Origin of the sequence: Pseudomonas sp. QC2 (assembly GCF_002859085.1) — a bacterium.
GTDB classification, from domain to species: Bacteria; Pseudomonadota; Gammaproteobacteria; order Pseudomonadales; family Pseudomonadaceae; genus Aquipseudomonas; species Aquipseudomonas petroselini.
Genome location: NZ_PKKS01000019.1, coordinates 149870 through 171471, shown reverse-complemented (window position 1 = coordinate 171471; position 21602 = coordinate 149870). Strand labels below are relative to the sequence as shown.

Below are 21602 nucleotides of genomic sequence, written 5' to 3'. Positions count from 1 at the left end.
TGGCCTCATCGCAGGCAAGCCAGCTCCCACACTTGACCGGGTACATCCGTTGGAATGTGGTCAAAATGTGGGAGGGGGCTTGCCCCCGATGGCGGCAGTCGGTTCACCACTGCGCTCGGTGTGACCCCAATTCGCCTGCCGCCAGATCCCACTGCAACGGTGTACCGCTGATGGTCACCGGCGCAAGCAAACGATGCGCCGGGCCCCACGCGGTCTGTTCAACCACCAGCCCTTGATCGCTCGCTTCCTCGGCTCGCAACGCCGGCTGCTCCGGCACCTGCCCTGCCTCCACCAACAATTTTGCCGTACGCGCCAACGACAACCGCGCCGAACCGCCACGCCCGGATTTCAAGCGTTCGCTCAAGGCTTGAAGCGCACTGGCCGCCATCAAGTACCCGGTGGCGTGATCCAGCGCCTGCAACGGCAGCGGCACCGGTTTGTCCGCTTGTTTCCAGGCCATGCCCGCCGCGGCAATCCCGCTGCTCATCTGCACCAGGCTGTCGAAACCTCGGCGATTGCGCCACGGGCCGCTCCAGCCGTAGGCGTTCAGGCTCACGTCGATCAGGCCAGGGGCGAGGGTTTGCAGGGCGCTGGCGGTGTAGCCCAGTTGCTCCAGGGCGTCGGCGCGGTAGCCGTGGAACAGGATATCGGTGTCTTGGAGGAGTCTGGCGAAAATCCGGCGGCCTTCGGCACTCTTGAGATCCAGGCGGGCGCAGCGTTTGCCCAGGGTCATTTCCGGCACCACGCCAGGCTCGTTCCAGCTCGGGGAGTCGATGCGCAGCACATCGGCGCCCAGGCCCGCGAGAAAACGACTGGCCACGGGGCCGGCCAGTACGCGGGTCAGGTCCAGGACCTTGAGGCCCGCCAGCGGCCGCGCCACCGAGCCGAGCCAGGCTTTGTCGGGGGTGGTTTGATAGGTCTGGCGCTGCACCAACGCCTCGGCATTCACCGCCAACCCTTGGGGATGCGACTGCCATGCCTGCCACGAACGCATCTGCGCCGCGCAGCCACCCTCATCGACAATCGCCTGCTCCAACTCAGCAGCCTTCCACTTGGCAACATAGGCGGCCATCTCGCTGCGGTCGGCGGCTTTTCCCAACACCCGCTCGGCGGCGGCGCGGTGATGGGGCGCGTTGGTGTGCAGGCGAATCCAGCCATCGGCGCTGGCGTAGTCGCCAGCCACCGGGTCCCACAGCGGTGGGGTTTCCCAGCCTACCGGGCGAATAGAGGAGGAGAACCAGAAGGACGCGAGGCGGCGGTCCACGCTGACGCCGGGCAATCGCCCGGTCTGTTGCTGGATCAACTGGGCCACGGCCTGGCCGGCGGCACCGATGCTGGCGCAGGCCAGGTCGGTCACGGCAAAGGTCGAGGGTAGGGCGCCGGCTTCGGTCAACGTCAGCGGGGTGTGTGGCAGGTCGAGTGCGGCTTGGATGGGAGTCAGCAGGTCAGTCATCAAAGGCTCTCCGTAATAGAAGGGCCACTATAGAAGATCATCAGGCCGGTGTGACAACCCCAGGCTCCAGCGGCAGGTCGATACTGGCGATAAAACCGCCTTGGGCATGATTGGCCAGGAACAGGCTGCCGCCATGGCGCTCGGCGGCGCGCCGGGCAATCGCCAGGCCCAGGCCGTGGCCTTGTGCGGTCTGGCCAGGGGCGCGGTAGAACGGTTCGCCCAATTGGCTCAGGTGCTCGGCGTCAACGCCGGGGCCGTGATCGCGCACGCTGATCACAATATGCTCGCCGTGAAGGTGGGCGTGTAACTCGATCGGCTGGCCCGGCGGGTTGAAGCGCTGGGCGTTGCGCAGCAGGTTATCCACTGCCCGTTCGATCATGGTCGGCCACCCCTTGAGGTGCAGTTCGGTATCGGTGGTGAGCTGCACCACCTGGTCCGGCGCGCTGAGTTGGGCGTCCTTTTGCAGGGTCTTGAGCAACGGGTTGAGGTCGATCTCTTCGGCGCTGGCGTTGTCGGCATCGACGCGGGCCAATACCAGGATTTCGCTGATCAGTGCCTCCAGGCGATCACATTCGCGGGTCAGGCGAGGCCAGAGTTTTTCGCGTTCCTCGGGGCTGGCGCGTTCGGCCAGGGCCAGGGCGATGCGCAGGCGGGCCAGGGGCGAACGCAGTTCGTGGGACACGTCGCGCAGCAACTGGCGCTGGCTGCCGATCAGGCTTTGCAGGCGCGCGCCCATGCGGTTGAAGTCGGTGGCCAGCACGCCGAACTCATCGCGTCGGTTGGCCAGCTGCGCCAGGCTGTTTTGCTGGTAAGTGGCTTGGCCAAGGTCATGCACGGCACCGCGCAGGCGGCTCAACGGGCGCGTGATGGACAGCGTGACGAACAGGCTGAACAGGGTCAGCACCACCAAGGCGACGACCAATGCCATTAACGGCCATGCCAGGCTGCTGCGGTGCCATTCGTCCAGCTCCGGGTGTGGGATGCGGTAGATCAACAGGTAAGTGTCGCCGGTCTTCTCACTGGTGTATTCAGCGGTCAGGCGGCGCCAAGGCAGGTGGCCGTCATTGCTGTCGTTCTGCCGAGCCTCAAAAGCGGCGGCGCGGCGCGGGAACGTACCGCGTACCACCGGTTCGCCGCTTTCGTTCAGTACCTGCACATCGATGTGATACTGGCGTTTACGCTGTTGCAGCAAATCCTGGGCAGCGTCTTCACCCTGGGCTTCGTAGAGTTGGGTCCACTCTTCGGCCAGGTTATTGAGGCCGGGGTGACGGCTGAGAATCCAGGCATCTTGATTAAGCATGTGCCCAAGCAGGATCGACAACCCGGCAACCAAGGCGATGGCCAGCCAGAAGCTGGCCAGGATGCGCCAGAACAATGAACGCACAGGAAACCCTCAAAACAGGAAAAGCCCAGTGGCGGGAGCCACTGGGCTGGGAGCGTTACGGGGGCATTATTGCGCTTTTTGCGGCTGTTGCGCTTTCCAGGCTTGGAATTCCTTCCATTCGGCGCGGCGCTGTTCTTGCTTCTTGACGATCTCGTCGAATTTTTTCTGCTGATCGGGCTTCAGCACGGCACGGATGTCAGCTTGGGTTTTCTGCTTGCCGGCGGCGATTTCGTCCTGCATGGCTTTCTGGTCGGCAGCGGGCAGTTTATCCAGGTACTTTTTGGTCAGGTCTTTACGAGCATGCCATTGGTCGCCCATCAGTTTGCCGATCTGCTCGCGCTGCTCTTTGCTCAGGTCCAGTTGGCTGAAAGGGCCGCCTTTGCCGCGCGGACCGTGTTCACCGCCGTGGCCCGGGCCACCCATCATGTGGCCTTCTGGGCCGCCCATCGGGCCGGGGCCTTCGGGCATTGCAGCCATGGCAACGGTCGGCAGGGCGGCGGCGAACATCAAAGCGATAAGGGTCTTGCGCATGGTGATTCTCCTGTCTCTATTCCGGTGAGTCCGGATGTGAGTAGATTACGGAGATCAAGGTCAGCGGCGGTCAGGTGTGCGTAAAGCTTGGGTAAAGAGGGTTTTGTTGCAAACTGACAAAACCCTTGGGTTTGACTATTCAAACACGCCAGCCTCTACCGTGGAACGCTGGGAGCGTTAGAGGCTGTAGTAGTAACCGCGACTGCGCAACGCAACGATCCGTGGCCGGCCATCCGGGTGTGGGCCGATCTTTTTGCGCAGGTTACTCACGTGCATGTCCAGGCTGCGATCGTAAAGGGTCAGCTTACGGCCCAGGGCAATCTGCGCGAGTTCCTGTTTGTCCAACGGTTCGCCGGGCTGGCGCAGCAAAGCTTCCAGCAATCGGCTTTCGGAGACGGTGAGCGCAAATTCCTGTTCATCGATGCTGACCACGCCGCGTACCGGGCTGAAGCACAGGTCGCCCAGCTCCAGTTGGGTAGACACGGCCGCCGGGTGGCTGCGGCGCAGTACCGCGCGCAGGCGGGCGGTGAGCTCGCGAGGGTCGCAGGGCTTGGCCAGGTAATCATCGGCGCCCAGTTCCAGGCCGAGGATACGGTCCAGCGGTTCGCCGCGGGCCGACAGCATCAGCACCGGCAGCTCAGGGTGGTCGTTGCGCAATTGCTTGAGCAGCTCAAGGCCGCTGCCGTCGGGCAGCATTACGTCAAGCACCACCGCTGCCGGGGCGCTGTCGGCCAAGGCTTTGCGGGCGCTCAAGCCGTCATGGCAGGCGCGCACCTGGAAGCCTTCCTGGCTTAACCAACTGGTCAGCAGCTCGCAGAGCTCCTGGTCATCATCTATCAGTAACAGCTCGCTCATGACTCACTCAATTTAGCCATTGTCGACGGCGACGGTGCCCACCGCTGGCGAAGATCCCGCACAGCAGGGCGATCAGTGCGACAGCCCCGCCGGTGACGAACCACTGTTGTTGCTCGGTCAGCCATCGGGTCAAGGCCCCGCCCTGTGTCTCTTTGAGTTGCTGGGCCAGGCGTTGGTTCTCTTGGCGAAGGCGATTCAATTGGGCGCTCTCGCGGGTAGCGTCCGCACTTTGCAGTTGCTTGCTCAGTTCTTCACGCTGGCGTTCGCTTTCTTTCAAACGTTGCTGCAACTCGCTGATCTGGGCGCCGGCACTCAAGGACAGGGGCGTGGAACTGCCGGTGTTCGAGGTTTCTTCAGCGTGGGCCGTAGCCCCGATCATTAACACTGCCAACAGACACAACTGACGTAAGCGCATCGGAACTCCTGATTCCACACGAATATTCAGAACGTTGTCGGCAGGTTACCCAGAATAATGAGCAATTAGGCGTTCGCCGAACCGAATAGGTTCGGCACGCCTTTTGATCAAGGCAGGACTTGCTTGAACGGTTTGATCACGACGTCGGCGTAAACGCCGGCCGCGACGTAAGGGTCAGCCTTGGCCCAGGCCTGTGCATCGGCCAGGGACGCGAACTCGGCAACGATCAGGCTACCGGTGAAACCGGCATCGCCCGGGTCATTGCTGTCCACCGCAGGATGCGGGCCGGCCAACACGATACGTCCTTCGGCTTGCAGCTGTTTCAGCCGTTCGACGTGAGCCGGGCGCACGCTCAGGCGTTTTTCCAGCGAGTTGGCAACGTCGGTGGCAATGATGGCGTAGAGCATGTCAGTCCTCGGTTTTTGGCGTGGTGGGATCGGCGTCATGCAGATGACGTGACAGGTAAATACCCTGGGCAACCAGGAACAGCACGGTCATGCCCAGGCTGCCGAAGACTTTGAAGTCGACCCAGTAGTCCTGGAACGTGAATGCCACGAACAGGTTGGCGGCGCCGCAGAACAGGAAGAACACGATCCAGGCTACGTTCAAACGCGTCCACACCGGCTCCGGCAGGGTCAACGCATGGCCCATGATCCGCTTGATCAACAGGCGGTCACCGATGAAATGGCTGCCGATGAACGCCAGGGCGAACAGCCAGTTCACCACCGGGGCTTTCCATTTAAGGAAGGTTTCACTGTGGAAGGCCAGGGTCAGGCTGCCGAAGACCAGGCAGGCGACCAGGGTCAGCCATTGGCTTTTTTCCAGTTTGCGCTGGGAGATGAAGATGGCGCCGTAGACCACGACGGAGCTGATGATAAGCACGGCGGTGGCGCTGTAGATGCCCCCGAACGTCAGCTCATGGCCGGCCAGATCGATGACCCTGGGGTCGAGTTTGTAGACGATGAAAAACAGCAACAGCGGGATGAAGTCGATGAATTGTTTCACAGTAAGAGCCAGAAGCTGGATGTGGCGGCATAATAACAAACATCCTAGGTAGCGAAAGCGCCAGCTGACTTGAGGTTACACATCCCCGTGAATGTCGATTTGCACTGCCACAGCACGGCCTCCGACGGCGCCCTGGCGCCCGCGGTACTGGTTGCGCGTGCGTTTGAAAAAGGCGTGCGAGTCCTGTCCTTGACCGACCACGACACCCTCGAAGGCCTCGACGAAGCCCGCGAAGCCGCCCATTCACTGGGCATGCAACTGGTCAACGGTGTGGAGTTGTCCTGCACCTGGGGCGGCGCCACCATTCATGTGCTCGGCTACGGTTTCGATCAAAACGCCGCGCCTTTGGTCGCGGCCATCGCCCAATTGCACGATGGCCGCTGGCTGCGGTCCGAAGAAATAAGCCGCAAGCTCAGCCTTAAAGGCATGCCTGGAGCGCTCGAAGGCGCCCGCGCCATCCAGCAGGAACTGGGTGACAGCGGCAATGCACCGGCCCGGCCGCACTTTGCCGACTGGATGGTGCGGGAAGGTTTCGTCAAGGACCGTGCCGAAGCCTTTCGCAAGTGGTTGGGCGCCGGCAAGTTGGGGGATGTGAAGCAACATTGGCCGACCCTGGAAGACACCGTCGAGACCCTGCGCGCCTCTGGGGCCTGGGTCAGCCTGGCGCATCCCTGGCATTACGATTTCACCCGCAGCAAGCGTCGCAAGCTGATTGCCGACTATATTGGAGCGGGCGGCCACGCAATCGAAGTGGTCAACGGGCATCAACCCGCCGAACAGGTCGGCAGCCTGGCGATTCTTGCCCGCGAATTTGGTCTGCTGGTCAGTGCCGGCAGTGATTTTCATGGCCCAGGCGGCTGGTCCGAGATCGGCGAGTATCGCCCCGTCCCGGAAGACTTGCCGCTCTTGTGGGGGCGATTCAAGCATGACCCCATTATTGCCACCGTCTGAACAGGTAGAACACGTGAGTCAATTCTTCCAGATTCATCCGGAAAACCCCCAGGCGCGCCTGATTAAACAGGCCGTCGAGATCATTCGCGCCGGTGGCGTGGTGATCTACCCAACCGACTCTTCCTACGCCATTGGTTGCCAGATCGGCGACAAAGGCGCGGTCGAGCGTGTAAGACGTCTGCGTCAACTGGACGACAAGCACAACTTTGCGCTGATCTGCAGCGACCTGTCCCAGTTGGGGCTGTTCGCCAAGGTCGACACCGGCACCTTCCGCCTGCTCAAGGCCCACACGCCAGGGCCCTACACCTTTATTCTGAACGCCACCCGCGAAGTGCCGCGCCTGCTGTTGCACCCGAAGAAGCGCACCATCGGCCTGCGGGTGCCGGAGCACCCCATCGCCCTGGCACTGTTGGCCGAGCTGGGTGAACCGCTGATGAGCGTGTCGCTGATCATGCCTGGCGATACCGAACCGCTGGAAGACCCGTACGAAATGCGCCAATTGCTGGAAAAACAGGTCGACCTGATCATCGACGGCGGTTTCGGCGGCGGCAAGGCGTCCACCGTGATCAACCTGGCCGATGGCGAACCGGAAGTGATCCGCGTGGGTTGCGGCGACCCGGCGCCGTTTATGGTCGAGGCCTGAATGTCGGCCGTGGAAACCGTCGACCCCCAGGCAGGCGCCCAGCAGGAACTGCCGTTTGCCATGGTGTATGGCCAGGCGGTCATGGAAATGCCGCTGGATCTGTACATTCCGCCGGACGCGCTGGAAGTCTTCCTTGACGCCTTCGAAGGTCCGTTGGACTTGTTGCTGTACCTGATCCGCAAGCAGAACATCAACATCCTCGACATTCCGGTGGCGGAAATCACTCGCCAGTACATGGGCTATGTGGAGCTGATGCAGTCGGTGCGCCTGGAGCTCGCCGCCGAGTACCTGGTGATGGCCGCCATGCTTGCCGAGATCAAGTCGCGCATGCTGCTGCCGCGCTCGGAGACGGTCGAAGCTGAAGAGGACGACCCGCGCGCCGAACTGATCCGCCGCCTGCAAGAGTACGAACGTTTCAAGGCCGCCGCCGAAGGTATCGACGGCTTGAGCCGTGTGGGTCGCGACGTGGTGGTGCCCAAGCTCGACGCCCCCGAAGCCCGTGCGCGCAAGTTGCTGCCGGATGTGAGCCTGGAAGAATTGTTGATGTCCATGGCCGAGGTGCTGCGCCGTGGCGACATGTTTGAGCACCACCAGGTCAGCCGCGAGGCGCTGTCCACCCGTGAGCGTATGAGCGACGTGCTGGAGCGCCTCAAGGGCGGCGGCTTCGTGCCGTTTGTCGAGCTGTTTACGGCCGAAGAAGGGCGCCTGGGGGTGGTGGTGACCTTTATGGCGATCCTCGAGTTGGTGAAGGAATCCTTGGTCGAGCTGGTCCAGAATGAGCCTTTTGCGGCTATCCACGTGCGGGCGCGAGCCGAATAAAGAGCTGAATCGATGAATCTGACTGAACCCCGCGAACTGGCCCCATTGCTGGAAGCCTTTCTCCTGGCCTCGGGTAAACCGCAATCCCTGGAGCGCCTGTTCGAACTCTTTGAGGAGGCCGAGCGCCCTGAGCCGCCGGTGTTCAAGAAGGCGCTGGAGATCCTGCGTAAATCCTGCGACGGACGTGCCTTTGAATTGCGCGAGGTGGCGTCGGGTTATCGCCTGCAGATACGTGAGAAGTTTTCCCCGTGGGTCGGTCGCTTGTGGGAAGAGCGCCCACAGCGTTATTCACGGGCGATGCTGGAGACCATGGCGCTGATCGCCTATCGCCAGCCGATCACCCGTGGCGAGATCGAAGACGTGCGTGGCGTGGCGGTCAACAGCCATATCGTCAAGACCCTGCTGGAGCGCGAGTGGATCCGTATCGTCGGTTACCGCGACGTGCCCGGCAAACCGGCGATGTTTGCCACCACCAAGGTGTTTCTCGACCACTTCAACCTGAAGAACCTCGACGATTTACCGCCGCTGGCCGAACTGCGCGAGATGGAAGCCGAGCCGGTGCTCGATTTCGACGACGCGCCGGTGCCCGCGAGCCTGCAGGAACTGGCCGACGCGACCGCAGAGCCGGAAGAACCGAAGGACGAGACCAGTTTCCACACGTTGTTGCTGGAGCTGGATGACATGGAGCAGGGGATCAAGACCGACTTTGATGATTTGTTGCGTGACGGTGCTGCTGAGCCTGAAGCGCAAGTGAACGTTGAAGTTGAGCCTGAAGTCGAAGCAGAAGCAGCGCCCGAGGAAGACATACTCGGCGTGGCCCAAGCGCGGGAAAAACTCCTGGCAGCCGTCGCTGCCCTCGAACAGCCGCCGCTGAGCGACGAAGAAGACGAAGCCCGGGCCCTGGCCGAAGCGATCGAGGCCGAGCGCCGCCAGTTCGAAGACTGACGCGATTTATTTACCTCCACTGCCCTCATGTGGGAGGGGGCTTGCTGTGGTGAGTGGGGCTTGTCCCCCGACAGGTTCACCGCCGACTCAAGGGGCTGCTTCGCAGCCCAGCGCAGGGCAAGCCTGCTCACCACAGCAAGCCCCACACATTTGACTTTGATTGTCAGGGAAAACGCATGAGCTCCACCAAAGACCCTTGCATCAGCCTCTGCAAATTCAACGACGACATCTGCGTTGGCTGCGGCCGCAGCAAGCGCGAGATCCGTGCCTGGAAGAAACTCGACAAAGCCGACAAGCGTACCGTCTTGGCCGAAGCCGAGCTGCGATTGCTGGCCCTGGGCGCCACCGGTCGGCGGAAAAGCAAATGACTGGGCGCATATCGACTAGTCTCTGATGCGCAACGCGCGCCATGCGCGTATGATTCGCGACCCTTTGCCGAGCTATTCGGCCAAAGCCCCGCTTTCAACACTCTTCAGGCCACGCCTGAATCGACCCACCGGGAGGTGCTTAAGATGAACGACAAAGACCAGAACGACAGCCAGGAAATCGGCCCAGCAGGCGAAAAACTGCAAAAGGTGCTGGCGCGTATCGGCGTGGGCTCGCGCCGCGACGTCGAAGCCTGGATCACCCAGAAGCGCATCAAGGTCAACGGCGTCGAGGCCACCCTCGGCCAGCGCGTCGATCTGCACGATGCAATCACCATTGATGGCAAGGTCATCAAGCGTGAAGAGGCCGCCGAATCGGTGCGCCGCGTGATCATGTACAACAAGCCCGATGGCGAGATCTGCACCCGTGACGACCCGGAAGGCCGTCCGACCGTGTTCGACAAGATGCCTAAGCCTAAAGAAGGCCGTTGGATCAACATCGGCCGTCTCGACATCAACACCACCGGCTTGCTGATGTTCACCACCGACGGTGAGCTGGCCAACCGTCTGATGCACCCGTCCTACGAGATGGACCGCGAATACGCCGTGCGTGTACGCGGTGAAGTCGATGACGAAATGATCGAGCGCCTGAAGGCTGGCGTGGTGCTGGAAGATGGCCCGGCCAAGTTCACCGACATCAAGCAAGCCCCAGGCGGTGAAGGTTTCAACCATTGGTACCACTGCGTGGTGATGGAAGGTCGCAACCGTGAAGTCCGTCGCCTGTGGGAATCCCAGGGCCTGGTGGTGAGCCGCCTGAAGCGCGTGCGTTTCGGTCCGGTGTTCCTCAACTCCGACCTGCCGATGGGCCGCTGGCGCGAAATGAGCCAGTACGAAGTCGACATCCTCAGCGCCGAAGTCGGCCTGACGCCGGTCGCGATGCCGCAGATGAACGCCAAGAGCAAAGACAAGCTCGAGCGTATGCAGCGTAAATCGTCGCGCCCTGTGGCTCGCACCGAACGTGTTGCCCGCACCCTGCGCCCGGCGCTGAATGCACCGGCGACCGGCGGTCGTATTTCGCGTGAGCCGCAGATCGAAGGCGAGCGCCGCCCCACCGCGCCATCGCGTCAGGAAGGCGAGCGTGCTCCGCGCACCCCGCGTCCTGCCCCGGCGGGTGGTCGCAGCAACCGCGGTGAAGCCGATCGTCCAGCGGACAACGCCAGCACCAAGCGTCCAGCCAAGCCGGCGGCCAACAAGCGCCCCGGCCCGAAACTGGTCGCGGACGAGCCGTCGGGCAAGCGCCGTGGCGCCCCGGCCGGTTCGGGTCAACGCCCGGGTTTTGGTCGCAAGAAGCCGCAGTGATGTAAGTGCTGCATAAAAAAACGCCAACCTTCGGGTTGGCGTTTTTTTTTGCTTTGGAATACCGTCAAAAATGTGGGAGGGGGCTTGCGCCCGATAGCGGTGTGCCAGCCACCCCATACATCAGCTGACCCACTGCCATCCGGGGCAAGCCCCCTCCCACAGTGGATCTCTATGAGAATCGACGTCAGCGCTTAGAATGCAAAGGTGCCATCAAACACCGGCTTGTCATCCAGCGCCAGCACCCCACTGGCGAAGATCAGATCCAGGTGATGGCTGCCTTTCTGCCCGCCCCCCAGGCCCAGGTGCAACCCGCAGTGGCGCTCCTCAAACCCGGCATTGCGCGCATACAGGTCCTTCACGCCTTCATTGGTGCCTATTCCCAGTTCCTCCACACGCCGGTTGGACGGGTTGGCATTCAGGTATTTATTGAAATCATCCGCCAGCCCAGGCACGTCGCTGGCCACGCTGCAGATGGTCGAGTTCTCGATCCACAGCTCCAGCGGTGATTGCAGCACGCCGTATTTACGCGCGAATGGGATGGTGCTGAGAAAGGTGCCGACAAACCGCACCTGGCCATTGATGGCTTCGCTGTGGGTGGCGATCTCACCGGGGGCGAGGTCGTGGTTACCGACGCCGTTGATATTGGTCCACTTCTTGATGCTGCTCATCGGCGCTTCCAGCCGCGAACCGTGCTTATCGGTAAAGCTCAGCACAGTGGCTTGGGACATGCGCCGGATCAGCGTGGCGTTGAGGTCGGCAATGCGCTGGGGTTCGACGCTGAAGGTGTCGTAGAAGTAGTCGCCGTAATCCTTGAACAGCAGGGATTTTTTCCAGTGCTCGGCCATCACGCCTTGCAGGGCACGGATAAAGTCCGGGCCTTCGGCGCGAGGGTTGGGCAAGGTCGAGGAATCGTAGAGGAACAGGTACAGGTCGCAGGTTTCAATCGCTTCGGCCAGGGTATCGCTGGTGGCCAGGTCCAGGCGCTGCACCTGGAAGTTGAAGCGGGCGGCACTGCTGTGGGTGATCGCCTGGGCGATGGCGTCGTAGCGCTCGGTATGGCCCAGCAACACAGTGGGGCAGCTCAGGCCGTTGAGCGCCGGGTGGTGCGCGAGGTAGTAGAGAAAGTGTTCGACGGCGCGGGCCTTGTCCATGACGTACTTCCTTTCTGTGCCTTGGGTAAGGGGGCAGGTGCCGTGCACAGCACCTGCCGAATGCCTGCCGGTTTTTAGAATGGCCACATCGCGGTGCCGAACGGCACAACGGCATCGGCTTGCATCATTTCAACGGCGGCCTCATGGGTCGGCGCTTCAAACCAATCGTCGAGTTGCAGTTCGGTTTCCAGGTCGTTTTCCAGTGCTTGCATGGTGTATCTCCTAGAGGACGTTGTTTGAGAACGGCTTGCCAACGGGCTTCGCGGGCAAGTGGGATGAACCTAGGAGAGAGTGTTTATAAATGCAAAATTTTTATTGACACGGTTTCATTTGGATTTTTTGTTCTGTTTTTAGGCGATCGTTTTTTCTTGAATGAATACAGGTAGCTGGCGCGACTAATCTGCCAGAAATTTCCTACCGTCAATTTTTATTAAAATTACAGCTGTAACGCTAATTTTCCATGCTGTAACGATTAATTTACGAGTAGATGGCGACATTGTTGGCCGATCCTGCGCTGTAAGGATTACCTGACAGATCGTCGCACTCGCTTTTCGCGGCCCCCCCCCAAGCGGTCGAGCGGTGTACAATCCGCCGCGTTTTACTGTGACCCCCTTGCGTAACCACGCAAAAGGCCAAGACCTCGGGGTTTACCCGCCCTGATCACTCCGCCTGGCCACGAGCCGGACGGGTTCGATTTCGTCACAGATAAAAACAAACAGGTGACGCATGACCGTTAGAACGACGCTGTACTCCTGGTGCCTGCGCTGGGGTTTGAGCGGCGCTGCTTGAGTCGGTAATTCAAGGCAGCAACCTGCATTCAACATCCTCAAACCTTGCGTGAGACCCTTTTCATGAGTGGACCCCATTCCTCTTCAGGCGAGCTGAAACGCGGCCTGAAAAACCGGCATATCCAGTTGATCGCCCTCGGTGGCGCCATCGGAACCGGCCTGTTCCTCGGCTCGGCCGGGGTGCTCAAATCCGCTGGCCCGTCGATGATCCTGGGCTATGCCATCTGCGGCTTCATTGCCTTCATGATCATGCGCCAGCTCGGCGAAATGATCGTCGAAGAGCCGGTTGCCGGTTCCTTCAGCCATTTTGCCCACAAGTATTGGGGCGGTTTCGCCGGCTTCCTGTCGGGCTGGAACTGCTGGATTTTGTACATCCTGGTGGGGATGTCGGAGCTGACGGCCGTCGGTAAATACGTGCACTACTGGTGGCCGGAGATCCCGACGTGGGTCTCGGCAGCGGCGTTCTTCGTGCTGATCAACCTGATCAACCTGGCCAACGTCAAAGTCTTCGGTGAAGCCGAGTTCTGGTTCGCCATCATCAAGGTGGTGGCCATCGTCGGCATGATCGCCCTGGGCAGCTACCTGCTGGTCAGCGGCACCGGCGGCCCGCAGGCCTCGGTGAGCAACCTCTGGGACCACGGCGGCTTCTTCCCGCACGGCGTCGGCGGATTGGTGATGGCCATGGCGATCATCATGTTCTCCTTCGGCGGCTTGGAAATGCTCGGCTTCACTGCAGCCGAAGCCGACCAGCCGCGCACGGTGATCCCAAAAGCGATCAACCAGGTGATCTATCGCATCCTGATTTTCTACATCGGTGCCCTGGTGGTGCTGCTGTCGCTGACGCCGTGGGACAGCCTGCTGGCGACCCTCAATGCCTCCGGCGACGCTTACAGCGGCAGCCCGTTCGTGCAGGTGTTCTCGATGCTGGGCAGCAACACTGCCGCGCATATCCTCAACTTCGTGGTCCTGACGGCGGCGCTGTCGGTGTACAACAGCGGCACCTACTGCAACAGCCGCATGCTGCTGGGCATGGCCGAACAGGGCGATGCACCTAAAGCACTGGCGAAGATCGACAAGCGCGGCGTGCCGGTACGCGCCATCCTTGCTTCGGCGGCGATCACCCTGGTGGCGGTGTTGATGAACTACCTGATCCCGCAACACGCGCTGGAACTGCTGATGTCGCTGGTCGTGGCAACGCTGGTGATCAACTGGGCGATGATCAGCTTCTCTCACTTCAAGTTCCGCCAGCACATGAACCGCACCGGCCAGGTGCCCTTGTTCAAGGCGCTGTGGTACCCGTATGGCAATTATGTGTGCCTGGCGTTCGTGGTGTTTATCCTGGTGATCATGCTGATGATCCCGGGGATTCAGGTGTCGGTGTACGCGATCCCGGTGTGGGTGGTGTTCATGGCGGGGTGTTATGGGCTCAAGAATAAGCGCAGTGCCGATGCGGCGCTGACGACAGCGAGTGAAGCGTTGAAGTAAGCGCCCGCACCTAAAAGGAAAACCCGGCGCAGTGCCGGGTTTTTTGTGGGCGTCGACGGGTTAGACTCGCGTCTTGTTGTGATCTGTTCATTGGCTGGAGCCCACCCATGCACCACACCGACATCGACGGCGGCACCTTGCAGCGCTGTGAGCTGGAAGACCTGATCGATCAGCACGGCGGCCCCTTGCGCCTGGTGGGCGTTGACTTGAGTGGCGCCGATCTGTCGCGTATGGCCCTGGATCACTGGGTGTTCGAACGCTGCATCCTGGTCCAGACCTCGTTCCTTGGATCGCGCTTAGAGGGTACCCAGTGGAAAAGCTGCCGCGCCGGCCACGCCATCTTTGAAGCGGCGAACCTGCTGGAGGCGCAGTTCCACAGCTGCGACCTGAACAACACCCGTTGGCAGCGCAGCAAGTTGTCCCAGGCGAGTTTTGAGCACTGCAAGTTGACCGGCGCCAACTTCACCCATTGCGCCTCCCTGGGCCTGAGCTTCAGCGAAACCCGGTTGAACAGCGCCTTTCTGTCGGGGTTGTCGTTCGCGCGTACTGTGCTGAATAACCTGGATTTTTCCGACAGCGATTTGTCGGATGCGGATTTTCGCAAGGCCGAATTGATCGACTGCAGCCTCGCCCACGCGCGTATCAACGGTGCCAATTTCGCCGGCGCCGACCTGCGCGGTGCGGATCTGAGCGGGTTTCGCCTCAATGATGCCAAATTGTTCAAAGGCGCCGTGATTTCCAAAGCCCAGGCGTCGATGTTGTTGTCGGAGTTGGGCTTGTCCGTTGCCTGATTATTCGGTTTGTTGCTGTCAGCAGCCCGTCGCCGGAACTGTGTGGTGTTGCCTTGCAATAAATAGATAGTGGTTTTATCTGAATATTTGAGGTGATGTATGCGAGATCTGATTTCCGTCAGCAGGCAACCTTTCAATCCAGCCAATGAGTACGCACCGGCCTTGGATACCGGCTGCGGCAATAAGCTGTACGCCGGTGAGGAAACCCCGGCATTCACGCCGCACACCGGAGTCTCCATCGCGGGGAAAAACTACTCTCCCGCTGAAAAAGACTACCTGGTCAATGCCTTCGTCAACGATACGCTGCAAAACTCCAACTACGAGAACCCAGAACACCTTGCGCGCCGAGCGAAGCATTTCTTTACGCATATCGAGTCTGAAATGGCCATTGGTCTGGGCGTTGAGAAAGATTTGCTCCGCGACGACTCGCCAGCATCGCAACTGTCATCACATATGGCACACCTGGTTCGCGGTTTGTGGACGCATTCAAAAAGTGATCCCGCGTTTCGCGAGGCGCTGCACAAGGAGTTGTTGGCGCCGAGCAATGACCCCGGCAACGTTCTACTGGCTGGAGAGGGCACAGGCGGTCTGTACTTGAGTATGAAAAACCTGCACGCCCTGTTGGTTCGCGGCGAGCAGGGGCCGTTGACCCGTGAGCATGCCCAGCAAGGTGCGGAAATGGGCTTTGGTATCAAGGCAATTGCCGAGGCGCTCAAGGCGCATGATCCGATGCTCAGTAGCGTCGATGCCTACACCGTGCAGCATCGCGTGGGGTCGAACCGTGTTGTGGACGGTGTGAAGACACATCATTTCACCAGCCGCCATGGCACGGATTTGCGCAACGACTTGGGCACTCAGGTGCGCGATGAGCTTGGCATGCCCGTCATGTTGGGTACCTCGGGTGGCGCATCGGATGTCGCCTCGACCATTCGATATGCAGCCCAATTACAAGGTCAATCCATGTGGCCAAGCGGGATGGACGAAAAGAACGGCCGGGCAGCGATGATGGGGCTGGTGTTTCATCTGATGCGTAACCAAGTCACAGACAATGCCCAAGGCTTCTACGACAAGATGCGCAGCGATTTGCACGGTTTGTCTGCAAAACGGGTTGAGCCTGCGCTGATCTTTTCTCATTCCTTCCCGGAGGTGGTGTCGGGCGTCGAGATGACGCTGAATGATGAAAAACCCACCGATCGCCAAGCGATGATCCATTCAACGTTGCTAGCCAAGTCTCTGTTGGAACAGGCCTTTGCCAACAGGACATGAGGCGCGTCGAAGCACCTGCGCGGGAAGCGGGCCGGTGTAGCATCGTGACTCGTTCGCGTATGCTGGCGAACCTGAACCGCGGACCTGTCTCAATGCTGGTGATTTCCAATAACGTGCATTTGCCCGATGCCGAGATCGAGCTGACTGCCATTCGCGCCCAGGGTGCCGGTGGGCAGAACGTCAACAAGGTGTCGAGTGCGGTGCACTTGCGGTTTGATATTCCGGCGTCGTCGCTGCCGGACTTCTACAAGGAGCGGCTGTTGGCGTTGCGCGACAGCCGTATCACCAGCGAAGGCGTGCTGGTGCTCAAGGCCCAGCAATACCGGACCCAGGAGCAGAACCGCGCGGATGCGCTGGAGCGTTTGGTGGAGTTGATCCTCAGCGCCACCAAGGTGGAGAAGAAGCGCCGTCCGACCAAGCCGACCCTGGGCTCGAAAAAGCGACGGCTCGAATCCAAGACCAAGCGCGGCAGCATCAAGGCCGGGCGCGGCAAGGTCGACTTCTAGTCGCCGCGCGCTTCGCGGGCCTTGGGTGCCTGGCGATACAGGTACACGCTCAGCAGTAAACCACCGAGGGCGGCGAGGGCGGCGAACAGGAAGATCGACGCGAAGCCGAAGCCTGCCGCCACGGCCCCGGCGAGTGGCCCGGTGATGCCCAACGACAGGTCGATAAACAGTGAATAAGCCCCCACTGCCGAGCCACGACTGGACGCCGGCACCAGGTTGACGGCTTCCACGCCCAAGGCCGGAAACACCAGGGAAAAGCCGAAACCGCTCAATGCCGCACCGGCCAGGGCCAGGTTGGCGTCCGGCGCGAGCCACAGCAACAGCAGGCCTAGAACCTCCACCGACAGACAAGCAATCGCTACGCGAAACCCGCCGATCCGGTTGATCAAATTGCCGAACAGCAGCCGCGCACCGATAAAACTGGCGCCGAACAGGCTCAGGGCCCACACCGCGTTATCCCAATGCTGGGTGGTGTAATACAGGGTGATGAACGTGGCGATGGTGCCAAAGCCAATGGAGCCCAACGCCAGTGCGCAGCCGTGGGGCAATACTCGACCCAGCACATTCATGAATGGCAGGCGCACGCCGGCAACGAGGGGGGCGGCGACTTTGTTCCAGGCTAGCAACAGGCCCACGATTGCCAGCAGGATGATGCTGACGCCCATGCTCCACAGCCCGAAATGTCTCACCAGCACTACGCCCAGCGGTGCACCGACTGCCAGGGCTCCATAGCTGGCGATGCCGTTCCAGGAGATGACCTTGGCGGTATTCGCCGCACCGACGCGGCCGATGCCCCAGCCGATGGCGCCCGAGCCCACCAGGCTTTCAGCACTGCCCAGTACCAGGCGGCCGATCAGCAGGCTGCCCAGGCTCAACGCCGGCAGGCTTGAGAACCACGCCGCGAGCAGCATGAACACACCGCTCAGGCCGCAGCCCGCCAGGCCAATCAGTACCGCGCGCTTGCTGCCCAGCGTGTCGATGATTTTGCCCGCATAGGGGCGGCTCAGCAGGGTGGCCAGGTATTGCACGCTGATCACCAGGCCAGCAATGACTGCGCCGTAGCCCAGCTCACTGTGCACATAACCTGGCAACACGGCCAGGGGAATGCCGATATTCAGATAGCCGATGAAGGTAAACAACACGATGGAAACAACTTGCAGCGTGACCGCCAGGGGGCGCTGGGTATCGGGCATGGGAGAGGTCCACTGTCGCAGCAGGTAAAGATAGGCTGCTAATGATACCGGTGGTTTGCCCCGTGCAGGGCGGTAAACCGCAAAAATCTCAGATCAAAAAGACCTCAGGCTTGTGCAGGGGCAAGCAATTGGGTGGTGACCAGGGCGGCCAGGGCGTTTTCCTGGGTGCCGAAGCGCTTGAGCAGCACGGCCTGTTTGTCTGCGCTGAGGCGGTTCCAGATCTCGACCATCTGCAGGGCAGCATCGAGTACGGCGGTGTCCGGGGTATTGGGGAGGTTCTCGGTCATGATGGGTATCTCGATTTATTCAGGCAGTGTGGAAAGCGCTCAAAGGTGCGCTTTCCACACGGTCTGGTACGGCGTCAGTCCTGGCTTTCGCGCTCGACTGGTTTTGCTTCTTTGGCCTCAGGCTGTTTGTCGCTGGCCTGCTGCGGGGTTGGCTGCTCTGTAGGGTGCAGGCTTGGGAAGGGGAGATTAGGTATCTCGTGCATCGTCGTCGCTCCTCGCAAAGTCTGTTTTTTCAATCGCAGGTGATTCCGCGCTCTCAAAAAGCCTTGGCAGGATACAGCACTGTAAATGACAAATAGACTTTTATATCGCCGGATTTACGTAAGCTCATCGTTCAAGCGCAAGTGACATAGGGTCACACCCGCTTTAAAACGGCACCTTGCCGAGAATCATGTCGCGGTACATCACAAAGTCCCCCAGCAGGCTGTAGAACGGGTGCTGAAAGGTCGCCGGGCGGTTTTTTTCGAAGAAGAAGTGGCCGATCCAGGCAAAGCTGTAGCCGGCGATCGGCAAGGCAATCAGCAAGCCCAAAGAACCTCTGCCAATGGCATACGCCAGGATACCGATCACCAGCGTCGTGCCAATAAAATGCAGGCGCCGGCAGGTGCTGTTGGCGTGCTCGCTCAGGTAATAGGGGTAGAACTCGGCGAAGCTATTGAAACGTTTAACATTTTCCACGGCGACCGGCCCTTGATTATTGTTCCGCCGAACAGATGTTCGGCGGGGAGCTTAAATTTGAGTCTAGAGTGATCAGTAGTAACAGCCAGTGACAATAGATGCCACTTTAGTATCCTTGGCTTCCTGGCTGCTGTTTGAGCCTGCTTTATTAAGAAGACGCCATGAGCGAACGAACAACTTCTGCAAGCTGGGCGATGGGGATAGTCAAGGCATTGGAAATGGACGGCCTGGATTGCCGTGCCTTGTTCAAGCAACTCGGCTTGGACTACGCCGCCCTTGACGATCCCGATGCGCGGTTCCCGCAAGACTCCATGACGCGTCTGTGGCAACGGGCGGTGGAGCTTTCGGGTAACCCGGCGATTGGCCTGAACATGGGCAAGGTCGTGCGCCCGGCGTCGTTTCATGTGGCCGGCTACGCACTGATGTCCAGCAACACGCTGGCGGAAGGCTTTATGCGCCTGGTGCGCTACCAGCGGATCATCGCCGAAAGTGCCGACCTGAGTTTCCGACTGATCCCCGAAGGTTATGCGCTGATTCTGACGGTGCACGGTGATCACTTGCCCCCCACCCGGCAAAGCGCCGAAGCCTCACTGGCCAGTGCCTTGGCACTGTGTGGCTGGCTGACCGGCCGTACCCTGCAACCACGCAAGGTGGTGTTGCAAGGCGATCAACCGGCGGACCTCACCCCCTATAAACAAGCGTTCCATGCCCCCCTGGAATTCAACGCGCCCTATGACGCGCTGATTTTCGAACGGGCGGATATGGACGCGCCACTGCCCACGGCCAATGAGGCCATGGCGCTGCTGCACGATCGATTTGCCGGTGAATACCTGGCGCGCTTCTCGGAAAGCCGCGTGACCCACAAGGCGCGCCAAGTGTTGTGCCGCTTGTTGCCCCAGGGCGAGCCTAAGCGAGAGGTGGTCGCCCAGACGTTGCACCTGTCCCAGCGCACCTTGCAGCGGCGTTTGCAGGAAGAGGGCACCAGTTTCCAGACGTTGCTCGACGACACCCGTCGCGAGCTGGCCGAGCAGTACCTGGCGCAGCCGAGCATGACTCTGCTGGAAATTGCCTACCTGTTAGGCTTCGCTGATCCGAGCAACTTTTTCCGCGCGTTTCGTCGTTGGTTCGATGCCACGCCCGGCGAATACCGGGCGCGGTTGCTGGAAGCGTCGACCGTCAGTGACGCCAAAACGCCGGAATGCACAGAACAAAGACTGTAATGATCTCCAGCCGGCCCAGCAGCATGCCGAGCGACAGGATCCATTTGGCCGCATCCGGCAGGCTGGCGAAGTTGCCCGCCGGGCCGATGGTTTCGCCCAGGCCCGGGCCCACGCCGGACACTGTACTCGCGGCGCCGGTCAAGGCGGTCATCCAGTCCAGGCCCAGCAGCGACAGGGCCAGGGCAATGGCGCAGATGGTGATGGCGAAGAAAAACGAAAAGGTCAGGATCGAACGCACGATCTCTTCGTCGAGACGGTGGCCGTTGTACTTCTGCTTGATCACCGCACGCGGGTGAATCAGTTGGTTCAAGTTGGCCTTGAGCAGGATATACGCGACCTGGAAACGGAAGATCTTGATCCCGCCCGCCGTAGAGCCCGAGCAACCCCCGATGAACCCCAGGTAGAAAAACAGCATCAGTGAGAAGTTACCCCACAGGCTGTAGTCCCCCAGCGCAAAACCCGTGGTGGTCACCACCGACGTGACATTCAGTGCCACGTGACGCAGGGCCTCCAGCCAGTGCAGGTTGGTGGTCCACCAATACCAGGTGCCAAGCACCAGCCAGGTCACCAGCAACAAACCGAGCAAGCCCTGTACTTGCTGATCCTTGATCAGTGCCTTGCGATTGCCACGCAAGGTCGCCACGTACAGGGTGAACGGCAAGCTGCCGAGGATCATCACCACCACCGCCACCCAGTGCACGGCGGGTTGTTTCCAGTGCGCCAGGGATTCATCGGAGGTGGAGAAGCCGCCGGTGGAAATCGCCGACATCGCATGGTTGATCGCATCGAACAGGCCCATCCCGGCCCACCAGAACGCCAGGCTGCCGAGGATGGTGATGCCCACGTAGGCCGCCACGATCAGGCGCGCCACCATGTGCGAGCGGGGCATGACTTTTTCCGAGCGGTCCGAGGATTCGGTCTGGAACAGGCGCATGCCACCAATGCGCAGCAGCGGCAGGATCGCCACCGCCATGCCGATAAAACCGATGCCGCCCAGCCAGTGCAGCAGCGAGCGCCACATCAGGATGCCCGGCGACATGGTGTCCAGCCCGCTCAACACGGTGGAGCCGGTGGCGGTGATGCCGGACATACTTTCAAAAAACGAGTCGGTGTAGCTGATGTGTTGGGTCAGCAGAAACGGCAGCGCGGCAAAGATGCACACCACCACCCAGCTGGTAACGGTCAGCAGGTACATGTCTCGCGGGCGCAGGTGCACATGTTCCGGGCGACCGGGAATCACCAGGGCCAGGCCGGCAATGAAGGTGATCATGCTGGCCCACAGGAACGAGGGCAGGTCACTGGTGCGTTCGAAGATCACCAGGGTTGCCATGGGCACGACCATGGCGATCGCGAGGGTGATCAGGAAGATGCCGATGATGAAACCGATGATGCGTAGGGTCGGCAACGCCATGAAGTTCGCTCGAGGTAGGGCAGAGGCGCCATTCTACCTGGGGTGTGGGGCAAGTAAACCGGAGCGGACATTGGCTTGGCGAGTAGCTATGTAATGCCCCC

General features: G+C 60.8%; 24 protein-coding genes. 11 read left to right on the top strand and 13 right to left on the bottom strand.

Going from position 1 to position 21602, the window contains the following annotated elements; genetic code table 11:
- Positions 1 to 103 precede the first annotated feature (103 nt).
- The 7 genes from QCBJ_RS18760 to QCBJ_RS18730 form a co-directional block, all read right to left on the bottom strand.
- On the bottom strand, positions 104 to 1453 hold the full coding sequence (locus tag QCBJ_RS18760) for a CoA transferase (RefSeq protein ID WP_102061316.1): 1350 nt from the start codon (positions 1451 to 1453) through the stop codon (positions 104 to 106).
- A gap of 40 nt (positions 1454 to 1493) precedes the next feature.
- Positions 1494 to 2837 (bottom strand): HAMP domain-containing sensor histidine kinase, encoded by a 1344-nt coding sequence (locus QCBJ_RS18755; protein WP_046035290.1) that lies wholly within the window; start codon positions 2835 to 2837, stop codon positions 1494 to 1496.
- 66 nt (positions 2838 to 2903) lie between these two features.
- Positions 2904 to 3368, bottom strand: a complete 465-nt coding sequence (locus QCBJ_RS18750) for a hypothetical protein (RefSeq protein WP_015885586.1) — start codon at positions 3366 to 3368, stop codon at positions 2904 to 2906.
- 177 nt (positions 3369 to 3545) lie between these two features.
- Positions 3546 to 4223 carry a response regulator transcription factor gene (locus QCBJ_RS18745; protein ID WP_003193803.1) on the bottom strand — a complete coding sequence of 226 codons (678 nt, stop codon included), beginning with the start codon at positions 4221 to 4223 and terminating at the stop codon, positions 3546 to 3548.
- Positions 4224 to 4230: 7 nt separating this feature from the next.
- Entirely contained in the window at positions 4231 to 4638 is a 408-nt protein-coding gene (locus QCBJ_RS18740; RefSeq protein ID WP_046035291.1) for a translation initiation factor 2, read from the bottom strand.
- Between the two features lie 107 nt (positions 4639 to 4745).
- On the bottom strand, positions 4746 to 5045 hold the full coding sequence (locus tag QCBJ_RS18735) for a YciI family protein (protein ID WP_015885584.1): 300 nt from the start codon (positions 5043 to 5045) through the stop codon (positions 4746 to 4748).
- A 1-nt stretch (position 5046) separates the two neighbouring features.
- Positions 5047 to 5643 carry a septation protein A gene (locus QCBJ_RS18730; protein WP_015885583.1) on the bottom strand — a complete coding sequence of 199 codons (597 nt, stop codon included), beginning with the start codon at positions 5641 to 5643 and terminating at the stop codon, positions 5047 to 5049.
- An 87-nt stretch (positions 5644 to 5730) separates the two neighbouring features.
- On the opposite strand from QCBJ_RS18730, the gene QCBJ_RS18725 reads away from it, so the two are divergent.
- From QCBJ_RS18725 to rluB, 6 genes are all read left to right on the top strand, one after another.
- Positions 5731 to 6594 (top strand): PHP domain-containing protein, encoded by an 864-nt coding sequence (locus QCBJ_RS18725; RefSeq protein ID WP_015885582.1) that lies wholly within the window; start codon positions 5731 to 5733, stop codon positions 6592 to 6594.
- 13 nt (positions 6595 to 6607) lie between these two features.
- On the top strand, positions 6608 to 7237 hold the full coding sequence (locus QCBJ_RS18720) for an L-threonylcarbamoyladenylate synthase (protein ID WP_015885581.1): 630 nt from the start codon (positions 6608 to 6610) through the stop codon (positions 7235 to 7237).
- Positions 7238 to 7357: 120 nt separating this feature from the next.
- On the top strand, positions 7358 to 8056 hold the full coding sequence (locus QCBJ_RS18715; RefSeq protein WP_173390412.1) for a ScpA family protein: 699 nt from the start codon (positions 7358 to 7360) through the stop codon (positions 8054 to 8056).
- Between the two features lie 12 nt (positions 8057 to 8068).
- Complete coding sequence (scpB, locus tag QCBJ_RS18710; RefSeq protein WP_102061315.1) at positions 8069 to 9001, top strand: SMC-Scp complex subunit ScpB; 933 nt, start codon at positions 8069 to 8071, stop codon at positions 8999 to 9001.
- Between the two features lie 176 nt (positions 9002 to 9177).
- Positions 9178 to 9369, top strand: coding sequence for a DUF1289 domain-containing protein (locus QCBJ_RS18705; RefSeq protein WP_015885578.1), 192 nt, complete (start codon positions 9178 to 9180; stop codon positions 9367 to 9369).
- A gap of 144 nt (positions 9370 to 9513) precedes the next feature.
- Positions 9514 to 10725 carry a 23S rRNA pseudouridine(2605) synthase RluB gene (gene rluB / locus QCBJ_RS18700; protein WP_015885577.1) on the top strand — a complete coding sequence of 404 codons (1212 nt, stop codon included), beginning with the start codon at positions 9514 to 9516 and terminating at the stop codon, positions 10723 to 10725.
- A 191-nt stretch (positions 10726 to 10916) separates the two neighbouring features.
- On the opposite strand, the gene QCBJ_RS18695 is transcribed toward rluB, so the two are convergent.
- Positions 10917 to 11876 (bottom strand): leucyl aminopeptidase, encoded by a 960-nt coding sequence (locus QCBJ_RS18695; RefSeq protein ID WP_102061314.1) that lies wholly within the window; start codon positions 11874 to 11876, stop codon positions 10917 to 10919.
- 74 nt (positions 11877 to 11950) lie between these two features.
- Positions 11951 to 12088, bottom strand: a complete 138-nt coding sequence (locus tag QCBJ_RS30220; protein ID WP_003175756.1) for a hypothetical protein — start codon at positions 12086 to 12088, stop codon at positions 11951 to 11953.
- A gap of 639 nt (positions 12089 to 12727) precedes the next feature.
- Here QCBJ_RS30220 and QCBJ_RS18690 point away from each other — a divergent pair.
- The 4 genes from QCBJ_RS18690 to arfB all read left to right on the top strand — a co-directional run bounded on the left by QCBJ_RS18690 (position 12728) and on the right by arfB (position 16712).
- Positions 12728 to 14149, top strand: a complete 1422-nt coding sequence (locus QCBJ_RS18690) for an amino acid permease (protein WP_015885574.1) — start codon at positions 12728 to 12730, stop codon at positions 14147 to 14149.
- Positions 14150 to 14256: 107 nt separating this feature from the next.
- On the top strand, positions 14257 to 14940 hold the full coding sequence (locus QCBJ_RS18685; RefSeq protein WP_015885573.1) for a pentapeptide repeat-containing protein: 684 nt from the start codon (positions 14257 to 14259) through the stop codon (positions 14938 to 14940).
- A 99-nt stretch (positions 14941 to 15039) separates the two neighbouring features.
- On the top strand, positions 15040 to 16206 hold the full coding sequence (locus tag QCBJ_RS18680; RefSeq protein WP_102061313.1) for a hypothetical protein: 1167 nt from the start codon (positions 15040 to 15042) through the stop codon (positions 16204 to 16206).
- A gap of 92 nt (positions 16207 to 16298) precedes the next feature.
- Positions 16299 to 16712: an alternative ribosome rescue aminoacyl-tRNA hydrolase ArfB gene (arfB, locus tag QCBJ_RS18675; protein ID WP_034109044.1), complete on the top strand. Its 414-nt coding sequence runs from the start codon at positions 16299 to 16301 to the stop codon at positions 16710 to 16712.
- Here arfB and QCBJ_RS18670 read toward each other — a convergent pair.
- The 3 genes from QCBJ_RS18670 to QCBJ_RS18660 form a co-directional block, all read right to left on the bottom strand.
- Complete coding sequence (locus QCBJ_RS18670) at positions 16709 to 17905, bottom strand: MFS transporter (RefSeq protein WP_102061312.1); 1197 nt, start codon at positions 17903 to 17905, stop codon at positions 16709 to 16711. The genes arfB and QCBJ_RS18670 overlap by 4 nt on opposite strands.
- A 104-nt stretch (positions 17906 to 18009) precedes the next feature.
- Positions 18010 to 18192 carry a hypothetical protein gene (locus QCBJ_RS18665; RefSeq protein ID WP_102061311.1) on the bottom strand — a complete coding sequence of 61 codons (183 nt, stop codon included), beginning with the start codon at positions 18190 to 18192 and terminating at the stop codon, positions 18010 to 18012.
- A 366-nt stretch (positions 18193 to 18558) separates the two neighbouring features.
- Positions 18559 to 18870 (bottom strand): DUF962 domain-containing protein, encoded by a 312-nt coding sequence (locus tag QCBJ_RS18660; RefSeq protein ID WP_015885568.1) that lies wholly within the window; start codon positions 18868 to 18870, stop codon positions 18559 to 18561.
- A gap of 161 nt (positions 18871 to 19031) precedes the next feature.
- Here QCBJ_RS18660 and QCBJ_RS18655 point away from each other — a divergent pair, with 161 nt between their 5' ends.
- Positions 19032 to 20090, top strand: coding sequence for an AraC family transcriptional regulator (locus tag QCBJ_RS18655; RefSeq protein WP_015885567.1), 1059 nt, complete (start codon positions 19032 to 19034; stop codon positions 20088 to 20090).
- On the opposite strand, the gene QCBJ_RS18650 is transcribed toward QCBJ_RS18655, so the two are convergent.
- The gene (locus tag QCBJ_RS18650; RefSeq protein ID WP_015885566.1) at positions 20047 to 21501 is read right to left on the bottom strand and encodes a TrkH family potassium uptake protein; all 1455 of its coding nucleotides are present in this window, start codon (positions 21499 to 21501) and stop codon (positions 20047 to 20049) included. The genes QCBJ_RS18655 and QCBJ_RS18650 overlap by 44 nt on opposite strands.
- Positions 21502 to 21602: the final 101 nt, after the last annotated feature.

Coding starts and splice junctions, on each gene's coding strand:
- scpB (WP_102061315.1), top strand. CDS start 8,069: ATGAATCTGACTGAACCCCGCGAACTGGCCCCATTGCTGGAAGCCTTT.
- QCBJ_RS30220 (WP_003175756.1), bottom strand. CDS start 12,088: ATGCAAGCACTGGAAAACGACCTGGAAACCGAACTGCAACTCGACGAT.
- QCBJ_RS18655 (WP_015885567.1), top strand. CDS start 19,032: ATGAGCGAACGAACAACTTCTGCAAGCTGGGCGATGGGGATAGTCAAG.
- QCBJ_RS18735 (WP_015885584.1), bottom strand. CDS start 5,045: ATGCTCTACGCCATCATTGCCACCGACGTTGCCAACTCGCTGGAAAAA.
- QCBJ_RS18665 (WP_102061311.1), bottom strand. CDS start 18,192: ATGACCGAGAACCTCCCCAATACCCCGGACACCGCCGTACTCGATGCT.
- arfB (WP_034109044.1), top strand. CDS start 16,299: ATGCTGGTGATTTCCAATAACGTGCATTTGCCCGATGCCGAGATCGAG.
- QCBJ_RS18650 (WP_015885566.1), bottom strand. CDS start 21,501: ATGGCGTTGCCGACCCTACGCATCATCGGTTTCATCATCGGCATCTTC.
- QCBJ_RS18750 (WP_015885586.1), bottom strand. CDS start 3,368: ATGCGCAAGACCCTTATCGCTTTGATGTTCGCCGCCGCCCTGCCGACC.
- rluB (WP_015885577.1), top strand. CDS start 9,514: ATGAACGACAAAGACCAGAACGACAGCCAGGAAATCGGCCCAGCAGGC.
- QCBJ_RS18680 (WP_102061313.1), top strand. CDS start 15,040: ATGCGAGATCTGATTTCCGTCAGCAGGCAACCTTTCAATCCAGCCAAT.
- QCBJ_RS18740 (WP_046035291.1), bottom strand. CDS start 4,638: ATGCGCTTACGTCAGTTGTGTCTGTTGGCAGTGTTAATGATCGGGGCT.
- QCBJ_RS18745 (WP_003193803.1), bottom strand. CDS start 4,223: ATGAGCGAGCTGTTACTGATAGATGATGACCAGGAGCTCTGCGAGCTG.
- QCBJ_RS18690 (WP_015885574.1), top strand. CDS start 12,728: ATGAGTGGACCCCATTCCTCTTCAGGCGAGCTGAAACGCGGCCTGAAA.
- QCBJ_RS18760 (WP_102061316.1), bottom strand. CDS start 1,453: ATGACTGACCTGCTGACTCCCATCCAAGCCGCACTCGACCTGCCACAC.
- QCBJ_RS18705 (WP_015885578.1), top strand. CDS start 9,178: ATGAGCTCCACCAAAGACCCTTGCATCAGCCTCTGCAAATTCAACGAC.
- QCBJ_RS18695 (WP_102061314.1), bottom strand. CDS start 11,876: ATGGACAAGGCCCGCGCCGTCGAACACTTTCTCTACTACCTCGCGCAC.
- QCBJ_RS18685 (WP_015885573.1), top strand. CDS start 14,257: ATGCACCACACCGACATCGACGGCGGCACCTTGCAGCGCTGTGAGCTG.
- QCBJ_RS18670 (WP_102061312.1), bottom strand. CDS start 17,905: ATGCCCGATACCCAGCGCCCCCTGGCGGTCACGCTGCAAGTTGTTTCC.